The organism is Candidatus Burkholderia verschuerenii (genome assembly GCF_001189365.1).
In the GTDB taxonomy this organism is placed as follows: domain Bacteria; phylum Pseudomonadota; class Gammaproteobacteria; order Burkholderiales; family Burkholderiaceae; genus Caballeronia; species Caballeronia verschuerenii.
Window position 1 is genome coordinate 1 of the sequence record NZ_LFJJ01000165.1, and the last position, 12,335, is coordinate 12,335.

A 12,335-nucleotide genomic window follows, 5' to 3' on the forward strand; every position below is an offset into this window, starting at 1 on the left:
GCCATGGCGTAAGCCCTCCCGAGGGCAGGTTGACGAACTGGACATTCATCAACTTACACCACGGCCACCCCTGCCTCTGCGCTCCTGCCGCCTCAGCGTTTTTGCACATCATTCTGCACACTACCCGTTGGAATAGCCAACGGTTGCGTTAAGCGATTGCTTTGCGGCATAAGTGCCCGAGATGGAAACCGACTGGACGCCAGCGCCTTCAAGGTTGTAATCGAATCCGCTGCCGCTTTGAATCGTCCCGCCGTTTGACGACACCGTACCGGCTACGACACCGCCCAAAGAAGTAGACGACCCTGCCACGCTGTATTGAGTATAGAAACGGCCGTTATCCAAGACGGTGACTACCGCCTGTCGGTTATTCACTGTTCCGGTATATTGACCGGCCGCCGTGGCACTAGGCGTTGTAGATGAGTTTCCATTGTCTCCGCCGCCGCCTCCGCAGGCTGCCAACATGATCACCGCACCGATTACCGTCAGCTTTGTTCTCACTTTTCTCTCCGTTATGGCCTGTCCCGGCCTGAAAGAGAGTGTAATAGTCTGTAAGACAAATCGACAATGGTGTGCTTACAACAAACCGGACATCGTCACGCGACCAATTCCCATCGATTCCGAGAATCGGTTTCAGGCGTTCGATAGATGAGGTGTGTCGTGCACCAAAGCAATAGCGCTTCGGGAATTAGTAACCAGCGGGAGATTTAAGGGGGATCGATCGAAATAACGCATCGACTCCAAAGAAACGAAGTCGATTACATCAACACAATGTCATACTGCTCCTGACTCAAATTACTCTCCACCTGCAGCGACACCGGCTTGCCGATGAAATCCATCAGCATCGCCAAATGCTGCGATTCTTCTTCCAGAAACAGATCGATCACCTGCTGCGACGCCACCACGCGGAACTCGCGCGGATTGAACTGCCGCGATTCGCGCATGATCTCGCGCAGCACGTCGTAGCACACGGTGCGCGGCGTCTTCACCTGGCCTTTGCCCTGACACGTCGGACACGGCTCGCACAACACATGCGCAAGCGATTCGCGCGTGCGCTTGCGCGTCATTTCCACCAGTCCGAGTTGCGAAAATCCGTTGACGGTCACCCGCGTACGATCGCGCGACAACGCCTTCTTCAACTCGCCCAGCACCTGATCCCGATGCTCGACATTTTCCATGTCGATGAAATCGATAATGATGATCCCGCCCAGATTGCGCAGCCGCAATTGCCGCGCGATGGTATGCGCCGCTTCGAGATTGGTCTTGAATATGGTGTCGTCGAAATTGCGCGCGCCGACATATCCGCCCGTATTCACGTCGATGGTTGTCATCGCTTCGGTCTGATCGATCATCAGATAGCCGCCCGACTTCAGATCGACGCGCCGCGATAGCGCGCGCAAAATCTCCGCCTCGATGTTGTACAGATCGAAAAGCGACCGCTCGCCCGTGTAGTGATGCAGCCGTGACGCCACCGCCGGCGTGAACTCCGCCGCGAAATCCGCGAGCATCTGATACGTCTCGCGCGAATCCACCTGAATGCGCGTGGTCTCGTCGTTGACGAAATCGCGCAGCACGCGTTGCGCGAGGTTCAGGTCCTGATAGAGCAGGGTGGTCGGCGGCACGCGCTGCGCTTGCGCGACGATCGTCGCCCATGTCTTGCGCAGATACGCCACGTCCGCCGCGAGCTCTTCGCTCGAGGCATCTTCGGCGATGGTCCGCACGATATAGCCGCCTTTCTCATCGGCGGGCAAGACGGCCGTGAGCCGCGCGCGCACGGCTTCGCGTTCCGCTTCGCTCTCAATTTTCTGCGAGATGCCGATATGCGGCTCCTGCGGCAGATACACCAGCGTGCGTCCCGCAATGCTCACCTGCGTCGACAGACGCGCGCCCTTGGTGCCGATCGGATCCTTCACGACCTGCACCATCAGCGCCTGGCCTTCGAAGACGATCTTCTCGATGGGCGTATGCGGCTGCGAATTATGCGATTCACCCGCAATACGCGGATGCCAGATATCGGCCACATGCAGAAACGCGGCGCGCTCCAGACCGATATCGATGAAGGCGGACTGCATGCCCGGCAACACGCGCACGACCTTGCCGAGATATACGTTGCCGACGCGTCCGCGCGATAGCATGCGCTCGACATGAAGCTCCTGAACGGCGCCTTGCTGAACCAGTGCGACGCGGGATTCCTGCGGTGTGACGTTGATCAGGATTTCTTCGTTCATGGCCTGTTTTTAGAACTGGACGCGCGCCACGCGCAAGAGTGCTGAGGTTTCGAATAGGGGCACGCGCGGCCCTGAATGCCGTATGCGTCCGCCTTGCCCAGCGGCTCACCGGTCGCGGCGTATCGTTGCAGCGCAGCACGATCGGCGGCGGCGAAGCGCACTGTCGAGCGCGACAGCACGGGTTCGAGCAGCGCGCCTTGTGCATCGACGACGGCGATCGCGGTCAGCACGTCATGTTCGCGGCCGACGAGCCGTTCGAGCATCGCGACGGCGTCTTCCTCATGTTGCGGCTTGCCGAGGATCAGGCCGTCGATGGTGACGGTCGTATCGGCGGTGAGGATCGGCGCGGTGGCGTGATCGCCCTTGAGCAGACGCTCGCGCGCGGCCTTCGCCTTCAGCGCGCAGACACGCACGACGTACGCATCGGTGGCTTCGCCGGGGAGCTCGGCTTCGAGCGCTTCGGCGTCTTCATCGGGGCGGGGCAGCAGCAGTTCGTACTGCACGCCGAGTTGACGCAGCAACTCCTGACGGCGCGGACTTTGAGAGGCGAGATAAACGAAGGGATGAGAAGGCATGTCGGAGTCGGATTCGAATGACGCGCGCGGCATCCGAAATCCAACTATCGAACAGCCTCACACGCGATGGTAAGGGTGATTCTGCGTGATGCTCCACGCGCGGTAAAGCTGTTCGGCGAGCAGCACGCGCACCATGCCGTGCGGCAAGGTCAGGCTCGATATGCGCAGCAGCATGTCCGCGCGCGCTTTCACGTCGGGATCGAGCCCGTCCGCGCCGCCGGATGACGAACGCCACATCGCGTCCGTCCTGCTGCCAGCCGGGCAGCGCCTGCGCGAGCTGCATCGTGGTCCAGTCGCGGCCGCGTTCGTCGAGCGCGATCACGCGGGCGTTCTTCGGCAGGGCGGCTTCGATGCGCTGCTTCTCGGCCGCCATCACGCTCTCGGCGTTGCGGCCGGACGAGCGCTGCTCCGGTTTGATTTCCTTGAGTTCGATGCGCAATTCAGGCGGCATGCGCTTCGCGTACTCGTCGAAGCCATTCGTGATCCAGTCGGGCATCTTGTGTCCGACGGCGAGGATGACGAGCTTCAAGGTCTCAGGCGTTCGTCTTGCGCACGGTCTTGCGCGCCGGACGCTTGATGGCCGGCTTCGCGTCTTCTTCGTCCTCGTCGTCTTCGTCAGCCGTCACGCGCGCGCCGCCGAACATGTTCGGCGTCTGCAGCTTCACGCGCACGGGCTTGTCGCCCCAGACTTCCTCGAGGTTGTAGTACTGGCGCAGCGCCGGTTGCAGGATGTGCACGACCGCGTCGCCGCAATCGACCAGCACCCATTCGCCGATCTCTTCGCCTTCCGTGCTGACGATATCGCCACCCGCTTCCTTGACCTTTTCGCGTACGCTGTTGGCGAGCGCCTTGGTCTGCCGGTTCGACGTCCCGCTCGCCACGACCACGCGGTCGAACAGCGACGTCAGGTGGGTCGTGTTGAACACCTTGATGTCTTGCGCCTTGACGTCTTCCAGACCGTCGATGATGGCGCGTTGCAGCTTTTGAATTTCCATAGTTACCCGAGTCTCTACCGTTGATTTACCGTGACCGGTACAGGTGATGTTGAACAATATAGTCCCATACGGCCGATGGGACCTGAGCCCGCGCATCGGTGGCGCCGCTCATGGTTTGCGCTTCCTCGCGGATGGCCGTCGCGGAAATATCCATCAGCAGCCGCTCGTCGATCAGCATATGGCCGTGCGGCGTCGCCTTCAGCGTTTTCGCCGGGGCGATACGCCGTTCGAGCTCCGCCGCGACCGGCGCGGGCAGCGTCGCCACATCGAAGCCGGCGCGCGTTTCCACGCAGACATGCGCGTAGTCGAACAGCTCCGTCCACCGATGCCACGAATTCAGCTTCACCAGCTGATCCGCACCCATCAACAGCGAGATCGATGCCTCCGCGCCTTCGCGCGCGCGCCAGTGGGCAAGCGTATCGACCGTGTAGGTGTCGCCCTGGCGATCGATTTCGTCGGTGGCGACGATCACGTGCACGCCGTCCAGATCGAGCGATTCGGCCGCCGCGCGCGTCATCGCCAGGCGATGTTCCGGCGCGGAGACGCCCGCTTTCTGCCACGGTTGGCCGGCGGGCAGCAGCACCATGTCGGTCAGATTCAGCAGTTCCGTAAAACGGCGCGCCAGCGCGAGATGGCCGTTGTGGATCGGATCGAAGGTGCCGCCGAGCAGACCGACGCGCTTGAAGCCGAGCTTGACGCCGGGTTTGGCGCTCGAAGTCACAGCCATTCGCGGCGCACCAGAAAGTCCGAATACAGACGCGCTTCCGGCGTGTTCGGCTCGGGCTTCCAGTCATAGCGCCAGTCCGCGGACGGCGGCATCGACATGAGAATGGAATCCGTGCGGCCGCCGCTTTGCAGGCCGAAGTGCGTGCCGCGATCCCAGACGAGATTGAACTCGACGTAGCGTCCGCGCCGATACGCCTGAAACGCGCGCTCGGCCTCGCCGTACGGCGCGTCGCGGCGCTTCTCGATGATCGGCAAGTACGCCTTGAGAAACGCGTCGCCGACGCTTTTCATCATCGCGAACGCGCGCTCGAAACCCGGTTCCGAGAAATCGTCGAAGAAAATCCCGCCGATGCCGCGCTGTTCGTTGCGATGCTTCAGATAAAAGTACTCGTCGCACCACGTCTTGAAACGCGGATACAACTCGACGCCGAACGGCGCCAGCGCGTCGCGACAAGTCTGATGAAAGTGCCGCGCGTCGTCTTCGTAGCCGTAGATCGGCGTCAGATCCATGCCGCCGCCGAACCAGAAGATCGGCGCTTCGCCGTCCTTGATGGCGGTCAGCATGCGCACGTTCATATGAACGGTCGGGCAGTGCGGATTGCGCGGATGCATCACGAGCGATACGCCCATCGCCTCGAAACCGCGTCCCGCCAGTTGCGGACGCGCCGCGCTCGCGGACGGCGGCAGCGCGTCGCCCTGCACGTCGGAAAAACCGATGCCGCCGCGCTCGAAGAACCCGCCGTCTTCCAGCATGCGCGTGACGCCGCCGCCGCGCAGATGCTCGCCCGGCTCGCGCGCCCACGCGTCGGTGGCGAAGGCGGTGCCGTCGAAGCCGCCGAGCGCATCGGCGATGCGCGTCTGCAGGCCCGTCAGATAGGCGCGGACGGCTGCGATATCGTGGGTTGCGTCGTCGTTGTGGCGTGCGTTCGGTTCACTCATCGATTGCTGCGATGCGCCATGCGGGCGCCGAAAAATTCGAAACTCTAAAAAGCACGCTGCCGGACAGGGCGGTCCGGCAGCGTGATGACCTGGTGAGCTACGGCCTTCCTAGCCGTGACGCTCGGACTGCTTGCGGTTCACCGCCCGATAGCCGATGTCGCGGCGATACTGCATGCCGTCGAAGGCAATCTGATTCACCGTATCGTAGACCACCGATTGCGCGCCGCGCACGGAATCGGCCAGTCCGACCACGCACAGCACGCGGCCGCCGGCGGTCGTCAGCTTGCCGTCGGTCAGTGTAGTGCCCGCGTGGAAGGTCACGGAATTATCGGTTTCCGCAGGAATGCCGTTGATGCGGTCGCCACGGCGCGGCGTCTCCGGGTAATTGTGCGCGGCCAGCACCACGCCCAGCGCCGTGCGGCGGTCCCAGTCGAGTTCCGCGCCGTCGAGCTTGCCGTCGATCGCCATTTCGACGATTTTCGAGAAATCGCCCTTCAGGCGCGCCATGATCGGCTGCGTTTCCGGGTCGCCCATGCGGCAGTTGAATTCGAGCGTCTTCGGATTGCCGTTGGCGTCGATCATCAGGCCCGCGTACAGAAAACCGGTGTAGCGAATGCCTTCGTTCTCCATTCCGCGCACCGTCGGCAGGATGATTTCGCGCATCACGCGGGCGTGCAGTTGCGGCGTGACGATCGGCGCGGGCGAATACGCACCCATGCCGCCGGTGTTCGGACCCTTGTCGCCGTCGAGCAGACGCTTGTGATCCTGGCTCGATGCCAGCGGCAGCACATGCTTGCCGTCCACCATCACGATAAAACTGGCTTCCTCGCCCGTCAGGAACTCTTCGATGACGACGCGCGCGCCGGCATCGCCGAGCTTGTTGTCAGAGAGCATGGAATCGACGGCGGCATGCGCCTCTTCCAGCGACATCGCGACGACCACGCCCTTGCCCGCGGCCAGCCCGTCGGCCTTGATGACGATCGGCGCGCCTTTGGCGTCGATGTAGGCATGCGCGGCGGCGATATCGGTGAAAGTTTCGTACTCGGCCGTGGGAATCGCGTGGAGCTTCATGAAGGCCTTGGCGAAATCCTTCGAGCTTTCGAGTTGCGCAGCTTCCTTGGTCGGCCCGAACACCTTCAGCCCGCGCGAGCGGAACAGATTGACGATGCCCGCCGCGAGCGGCGCTTCCGGCCCGACAACCGTCAGCGCAACGTGCTCGCTTTCGACGAAATCGGCGAGCGCGGCCGGATCAGTGATGTCGATGTTGCGCAGACGCTCATCCTGCGCGGTGCCGCCGTTGCCCGGCGCGACATAGACGATCTGCACGCGCGGCGATTGCGCGAGCTTCCAGGCCAGCGCGTGTTCGCGGCCGCCGGAACCGACGACGAGTAACTTCATGTGAATCCCCGAATTGACCAAAAGCGGCTGTAAAGACGATGGCGATACGGAACGGCGATGCGCGTTCCCGCGACGGGCGCCAGGCGTGCCGTCATGACCGGTCGAAGGCGGCTCGCGCTGACTGCTGCTGCGTCACGCGCCTTCGGGCGATCTGGCATTGCATGCTCCGGTTCTCGGATACCGAAGCGAAAGCCGTTCCAGCGGCGCGCCGAGGTGCCCCGGCGCGCCGCGAAAGAGGGCGCTGAACGAAGGCGCTTATTCCTCGTCGATCACCGCGTTGGTGTAGACCTGCTGCACGTCGTCGAGATTTTCGAGCGCGTCGAGCAGTTTTTGCATCTTCACCGCGTCGTCGCCGGAGAATTCGACGTCGGTTTGCGGCTTCATCGTCACTTCGGCGAGTTCGGCCTTGAAGCCCGCGGCTTCGAGCGCGTCCTTCACCTTCTGAAAATCGTTCGGCGGCGAGATCACTTCGATGCTGCCGTCTTCGTTCGTCACGACGTCGTCGGCGCCGGCTTCGAGCGCGGCGTCCATCAGCTTGTCTTCCGGCGTGCCGGGCGCAAACAGGAACTGGCCGACGTGATCGAACATGAACGACACCGAGCCGTCCGTGCCCATGTTGCCGCCGAACTTCGAGAACGCGTGGCGCACTTCCGCGACCGTGCGAGTGCGGTTGTCGGTCATCGTGTCGACGATGATCGCCGCGCCGCTGATGCCGTAGCCTTCGTAGCGGATTTCTTCGTAGTTTGCGCCGTCCACGCCGCCGACGCCGCGCTGAATGGCGCGGTTGATGTTGTCTTTCGGCATGTTGGCGTCGTAGGCCTTGTCGACGGCCAGGCGCAGACGCGGGTTGGTGTCGATCTCGCCGCCGCTCAGGCGCGCGGCGACCTGGATTTCCTTGATCAGCCGCGTCCAGACCTTGCCCTTCTTCGCGTCGGCCGCGGCCTTCTTATGCTTGATGTTGGCCCATTTCGAGTGACCCGCCATTACCTTTCTCCGTCGTGCGTCGCCTGGGCGCCGCAGTAAATACCGTGATGTTTCTGTGAAGCCGACTATGTTCGTGCTCGCGGGCGATGCCGAAAACGTCGTGAAACGCATGCGGCGCGGCGTGCGCGGTTTTTGCGCCGCGTGACGAGACCCGATTAGGAACAGACTGAAATTTTATCATGGCGGCGCGCGCCGGCAGGGGCGGGCGCGCGTGCCGTCGACCGGAAAATGCGCCGAATGCGTCCGGATTGCACGGAAATCGTGCGGAAATCGCGCGGGTTCCTGGCAAAGCCGCATCGTCGGGTTTCGCTGCGGGTTTTGCCGTGTAAACGCAAACCGCCGCGCGGGGCGGCGCGGCGGCTTCATCGGCCGATGCGAAATGCCGGCGGCGTCAGTTCTTCGTGCCGAACAGACGATCGCCCGCATCGCCGAGACCGGGGACGATATACGCGTGTTCGTTCAGATGCGAATCCAGCGACGCCACGTACAGCTTCACGTCCGGATACGCGTCCTGGAACACCTTCACGCCTTCGGGCGCGGCCACCAGCGCGACGAACACGATGTTCTCCGCCTGCACGTTGCGGCGCTTCATCACGTCGACGGCGTGCACGGCGGAATAACCGGTCGCGACCATCGGATCGCACAGGATGAACATGCGGTCCTCGAGATCCGGCGGGAGGCGCACGAGATACTCGACCGGACGATGATCCTCCGCGCGGTACACGCCGATATGCCCGACGCGCGCCGACGGAATCAGATCGAGCAGCCCGTCCGACATGCCGATGCCCGCGCGCAGCACCGGCACGATGGCGAGCTTCTTGCCGGCGATCACGGGCGCCTCGATCTCGAGGAGCGGCGTCTCGACGCGCTTGGTCGTGGCGGCAGGCTGCGCGTGATTTCGTAACCCATCAACAGCGTGATTTCCCGCAGCAATTCGCGAAACGTGCGCGTCGACGTGTCCTTGTCGCGCATGTGCGTGAGCTTGTGCTGGATCAGCGGGTGATCGGTGATGAAGAAATTCGGGAAGCGGCTGTCTTGTTTCATGGGTCTCGCGCGCGATGCGCGTCCTGCTCGGGTGATGGGCTGCCGTGCGCGCTCGCGGAGTCGATGCCGACGCGAAACGCATCGAGCATAAAGCCCGGAAGCAGGCAGTGGCGACAGTTTACCGAAAAGCCCCACGCGATCTAAGAATATTCGTGCGAGTTTTCGGCCAGAGGCGCGCCCGACGTTGCCGCCCCGATTCTTCTAGAATGCGCGAGAGGCGTGTTCACGCTCGACCAATACGAAACGACACGGAGGAGTGACGATGGACATGGGAATCGCGGGCCGCACGGCGCTCGTGTGCGCGGCAAGCAAGGGACTCGGCCGCGGCTGCGCCGAAGCGCTCGCCGCCGAAGGCGTGAATCTGGTGATCACCGCGCGCACGGCCGAAACCTTGGAGGCGACCGCCGCGCATATCCGCGCGCAATACGGCGTCGACGTGAAAACCGTCGCGGGCGATATCACCACGCCCGCCGGCCACGCCGCCGCGCTCGCCGCGTGCCCGCAGCCGGACATCCTCGTGAACAACGCGGGCGGACCGCCGCCGGGCGACTTCCGCAGCTTCACGCATGAGATGTGGATCAAGGCGCTCGAAGGCAACATGCTGACGCCGATCGAACTGATGAAGGCCACCATCGACGGGATGATCGAGCGCGGTTTCGGGCGCATCGTGAATATCACGAGTTCGTCGGTAAAGGCGCCGATCGACGTGCTCGGTTTGTCGAACGGCGCGCGTTCGGGGCTGACGGGTTTTGTCGCGGGCGTGGCGCGCAAGGTCGCGTCGACCGGCGTGACCATCAACAATATTCTGCCGGGCACCTTCGGCACCGATCGCATCGCGGTGACGATGGAAGCGCAGGCGAAGGCGCAGAACGTGTCCATCGACGAGATTCGCGAGCGGCGCGCGCAGAGTCTGCCGGCCGGACGCTTCGGCAACGCGGAGGAATTCGGCAAGGCCTGCGCGTTCCTGTGCAGCGTGCACGCGGGCTACATCACCGGTCAAAATCTGCTGATCGACGGCGGCGCGTATCCGGGCACCTACTGATGAACGCCGCCGATAAAATCCGCGTCGCGCTGATCGCGCACGACATGAAGAAGGACGACATCGTCAAGCTCGCGGGCGAGTTCGTCGATACGCTCGCGCAATGCGATCTGGTCGCGACCGGCACGCGCATTTCGGCGGCGCACGGACTCGCGGTCGAACGCAAGCTGTCCGGTCCGCACGGTGGCGACTTGCAGATCGGCGCGGAACTCGCGGAAGGGCGCGTGAATATCGTGATCTTTCTGCGCGACCCGATGACGCCGCAGCCGCACGAGCCGGACATCAACGCGCTCGTGCGCGCCTGCGACGTGCACAACGTGCCGTGCGCTACCAATATCGCGACGGCGCGCATGATTCTCGACGATCTTCGTCTGCGCTTCGCGCGGGCGTCCTGACCATCCCATAAAAGGAGAGAACGAGCGATGACCAAGGCAATCCGTTTCGACAAACCAGGCGGCCCGGAAGTGATGAAGTAGGTCGACGTGAACGTGGGCGAGCCGGGCAAGGGCGAAATCCGCGTGAAGCATCATGCGGTCGGGCTGAATTTCATCGACGTGTATTTCCGCACCGGTCTTTATCCGATGCCGCTGCCCGGCGGGCTCGGCATGGAAGCAGCGGGCGAAGTGACGGCGGTGGGCGAGGGCGTCACGCAATTCAAGCCTGGCGATCGCGTGGCGTATGCGTCGCGTCCGCCGGGCGCGTATGCGCAGGAGCGTGTGATATCGGCGGATTACGTCGTTAAGCTGCCGGATTCGGTCGGCTACGAAGATGCCGCGTCGATCATGCTGCAAGGGCTGACCGCGCAGTATCTGCTGCGTCGCACGTATCGCGTGAAGGCGGAACTCGCGAAGGCGCACGGCTGCGATTACCCGATCGTCTATACGCGCGACAACTTCACGCAGCGCGTGCGCGAGATCACCAACGGCGCGGGCGTGCCGGTCGTCTACGATTCGATCGGCAAGGACACCTATGTTGCCTCGCTCGATTGTCTCGCGCCGCTCGGCCTGTTCGTGAGCTTCGGCAATTCGTCGGGCCCGCTGCCGCCGATCGATTCGTCCGAATTCGCCGGACGCGGCTCGCTATTCTTCACGCGCCCGACGCTGTTCAGCTATATCGCCAAACGCAGCGATCTCGATACGATGGCGGCGGAGTTGTTCGACGTCGTGTCGTCGGGCAAGGTGAAGACGAACGTGCGTCAGCGCTACGCATTGTCCGACGCCGCGAAAGCGCATGAAGACCTCGAAGCGCGCAAGACCACCGGTTCGACGATCTTTTTGCCTTAAATCGGGCAGGGCGGTTAGACCAAATCACCATCTATTAAAACCATGAGCGAACCGTCCTTCAACGTCGTCCTGATCGAGGACGAGAAACAGATTCGCCGTTTCGTGCGCGTATCGCTGAAAGCCCAGGGCATGAGCGTGCACGAGGCCGAAACCGGCAAGCAAGGTCTCGTCGAAGCGGCGACGCGCAAGCCGGATCTCATCATCGTCGATCTCGGTTTGCCGGATACCGACGGCATCGACGTGATTCGCGAACTGCGCGGCTGGACCGAAGTGCCGGTGATCGTGCTGTCGGCGCGCACGCAGGAAGAACAGAAAGTCGCCGCGCTCGATGCGGGCGCGGACGATTATCTGACCAAGCCCTTCGGCGTCTCGGAACTGATGGCGCGGATTCGCGCGCATCTGCGGCGGCGTAATCAGGCGGCGGCGAGCGAAACGCCGCTCGTCACTTTCGGCGATGTCAGCGTCGATCTGGCGCTGCGCCGCGTCACGAAAAACGGCGAAAACGTGCATCTGACGCCGATCGAATATCGGCTTCTCGCGACGCTCGTGCGGCACGCGGGGCGCGTGCTGACGCATCGGCAATTGCTGCTGGACGTGTGGGGACCGTCGCATGTGGAAAGCCCGCATTATCTGCGCATCTACATGGCGCATCTGCGGCAGAAGCTCGAGCGCGATGCCGCGCAGCCCGAGCATATCGCCACCGAAACGGGCGTGGGATATCGGCTGACAGGGGCGAGTTGAGCGCGGTTGGCGTCGTGGTCAGCGCCGCGTCCAGCGGCATGTCTCCGCCGGTCACGCCGATCATGCGGTTCTTCACGTCATATGCGACGCCAAGTCCGCGATATCCTGGCGCGATACCGGCGGCATGAACTCCGTGTCTTCATCCGCGAGCGCGATGGTGCCGCGCGCCGGCTCGTCCGACAGCGGACCGGGCCGCAGGATCGCATACGGCACGCCGCGCCGCGCGACGTAGGCATCGGCTTCGCGTTTCATCCGCGAATAATGAGTCTGGCCTGCAAAATTGAATTTGCCGGAATGGACCCGACGACGCAGTCTGGTGCAGACGTAAACGCACATCTCAGCCAGGTCTGCAGCGCACGAGTAGAGGTTGAGGCATGACGTTGAGC

Annotated in this window: 12 protein-coding genes and 3 pseudogenes; 4 read left to right on the forward strand and 11 right to left on the reverse strand. The window is 63.1% G+C overall.

The features are described from left to right. Positions 1-120: 120 nt before the first annotated feature. The 10 genes and pseudogenes from BVER_RS31800 to upp form a co-directional block, all read right to left on the reverse strand. Entirely contained in the window at positions 121-498 is a 378-nt protein-coding gene (locus BVER_RS31800) for a hypothetical protein (RefSeq protein WP_157056168.1), read from the reverse strand. Between the two features lie 257 nt (positions 499-755). Further along, positions 756-2,225, reverse strand: a complete 1,470-nt coding sequence (rng, locus tag BVER_RS22110; protein ID WP_050455109.1) for a ribonuclease G — start codon at positions 2,223-2,225, stop codon at positions 756-758. A 9-nt stretch (positions 2,226-2,234) separates the two neighbouring features. Further along, a pseudogene (locus tag BVER_RS22115) lies at positions 2,235-2,800 on the reverse strand (Maf family protein). Between the two features lie 57 nt (positions 2,801-2,857). Next, positions 2,858-3,329, reverse strand: a pseudogene (rlmH, locus tag BVER_RS22120) (23S rRNA (pseudouridine(1915)-N(3))-methyltransferase RlmH). A 4-nt stretch (positions 3,330-3,333) separates the two neighbouring features. Continuing rightward, positions 3,334-3,795, reverse strand: a complete 462-nt coding sequence (rsfS, locus tag BVER_RS22125) for a ribosome silencing factor (RefSeq protein ID WP_050455110.1) — start codon at positions 3,793-3,795, stop codon at positions 3,334-3,336. Positions 3,796-3,820: 25 nt separating this feature from the next. Continuing rightward, a complete protein-coding gene (locus tag BVER_RS22130; RefSeq protein ID WP_050455111.1) occupies positions 3,821-4,522 on the reverse strand; it encodes a nicotinate-nucleotide adenylyltransferase in 702 nt (233 codons plus the stop codon). After that, positions 4,513-5,460 (reverse strand): oxygen-dependent coproporphyrinogen oxidase, encoded by a 948-nt coding sequence (hemF, locus tag BVER_RS22135; RefSeq protein WP_050455112.1) that lies wholly within the window; start codon positions 5,458-5,460, stop codon positions 4,513-4,515. Before hemF ends, BVER_RS22130 begins: the two co-directional genes overlap by 10 nt. Positions 5,461-5,568: 108 nt before the next feature. After that, on the reverse strand, positions 5,569-6,858 hold the full coding sequence (gene purD / locus BVER_RS22140) for a phosphoribosylamine--glycine ligase (RefSeq protein WP_050455118.1): 1,290 nt from the start codon (positions 6,856-6,858) through the stop codon (positions 5,569-5,571). Positions 6,859-7,113: 255 nt separating this feature from the next. Then, a complete protein-coding gene (locus BVER_RS22145) occupies positions 7,114-7,842 on the reverse strand; it encodes a YebC/PmpR family DNA-binding transcriptional regulator (protein WP_050455113.1) in 729 nt (242 codons plus the stop codon). 391 nt (positions 7,843-8,233) lie between these two features. Then, positions 8,234-8,886, reverse strand: a pseudogene (upp, locus tag BVER_RS22150) (uracil phosphoribosyltransferase). 262 nt (positions 8,887-9,148) lie between these two features. On the opposite strand from upp, the gene BVER_RS22155 reads away from it, so the two are divergent. The 4 genes from BVER_RS22155 (at position 9,149) to kdpE (ending at position 11,949) form a co-directional block, all read left to right on the forward strand. Beyond that, the gene (locus BVER_RS22155; protein WP_050455114.1) at positions 9,149-9,928 is read left to right on the forward strand and encodes an SDR family oxidoreductase; all 780 of its coding nucleotides are present in this window, start codon (positions 9,149-9,151) and stop codon (positions 9,926-9,928) included. Continuing rightward, positions 9,928-10,320, forward strand: coding sequence for a methylglyoxal synthase (locus tag BVER_RS22160; protein WP_050455115.1), 393 nt, complete (start codon positions 9,928-9,930; stop codon positions 10,318-10,320). The genes BVER_RS22155 and BVER_RS22160 overlap by 1 nt, the downstream gene beginning before the upstream one ends. An 87-nt stretch (positions 10,321-10,407) precedes the next feature. Then, positions 10,408-11,208 carry a quinone oxidoreductase family protein gene (locus BVER_RS22165; RefSeq protein ID WP_232316710.1) on the forward strand — a complete coding sequence of 267 codons (801 nt, stop codon included), beginning with the start codon at positions 10,408-10,410 and terminating at the stop codon, positions 11,206-11,208. 42 nt (positions 11,209-11,250) lie between these two features. Beyond that, on the forward strand, positions 11,251-11,949 hold the full coding sequence (gene kdpE, locus BVER_RS22170) for a two-component system response regulator KdpE (protein WP_050455116.1): 699 nt from the start codon (positions 11,251-11,253) through the stop codon (positions 11,947-11,949). Between the two features lie 72 nt (positions 11,950-12,021). Here the strand turns inward: kdpE and BVER_RS34375 are convergent, their stop codons facing one another. Next, positions 12,022-12,201, reverse strand: coding sequence for an NAD(P)H-binding protein (locus BVER_RS34375; RefSeq protein WP_050455117.1), 180 nt, complete (start codon positions 12,199-12,201; stop codon positions 12,022-12,024). Between the last annotated feature and the right edge of the window lie 134 nt (positions 12,202-12,335).

What these genes read in the sequence shown, in the direction of transcription:
- rng (WP_050455109.1), bottom strand. Translation starts at nt 2,225, where the DNA reads ATGAACGAAGAAATCCTGATCAACGTCACACCGCAGGAATCCCGCGTC.
- rsfS (WP_050455110.1), bottom strand. Translation starts at nt 3,795, where the DNA reads ATGGAAATTCAAAAGCTGCAACGCGCCATCATCGACGGTCTGGAAGAC.
- BVER_RS22130 (WP_050455111.1), bottom strand. Translation starts at nt 4,522, where the DNA reads ATGGCTGTGACTTCGAGCGCCAAACCCGGCGTCAAGCTCGGCTTCAAG.
- hemF (WP_050455112.1), bottom strand. Translation starts at nt 5,460, where the DNA reads ATGAGTGAACCGAACGCACGCCACAACGACGACGCAACCCACGATATC.
- purD (WP_050455118.1), bottom strand. Translation starts at nt 6,858, where the DNA reads ATGAAGTTACTCGTCGTCGGTTCCGGCGGCCGCGAACACGCGCTGGCC.
- BVER_RS22145 (WP_050455113.1), bottom strand. Translation starts at nt 7,842, where the DNA reads ATGGCGGGTCACTCGAAATGGGCCAACATCAAGCATAAGAAGGCCGCG.
- BVER_RS22155 (WP_050455114.1), top strand. Translation starts at nt 9,149, where the DNA reads ATGGACATGGGAATCGCGGGCCGCACGGCGCTCGTGTGCGCGGCAAGC.
- BVER_RS22160 (WP_050455115.1), top strand. Translation starts at nt 9,928, where the DNA reads ATGAACGCCGCCGATAAAATCCGCGTCGCGCTGATCGCGCACGACATG.
- kdpE (WP_050455116.1), top strand. Translation starts at nt 11,251, where the DNA reads ATGAGCGAACCGTCCTTCAACGTCGTCCTGATCGAGGACGAGAAACAG.
- BVER_RS34375 (WP_050455117.1), bottom strand. Translation starts at nt 12,201, where the DNA reads ATGAAACGCGAAGCCGATGCCTACGTCGCGCGGCGCGGCGTGCCGTAT.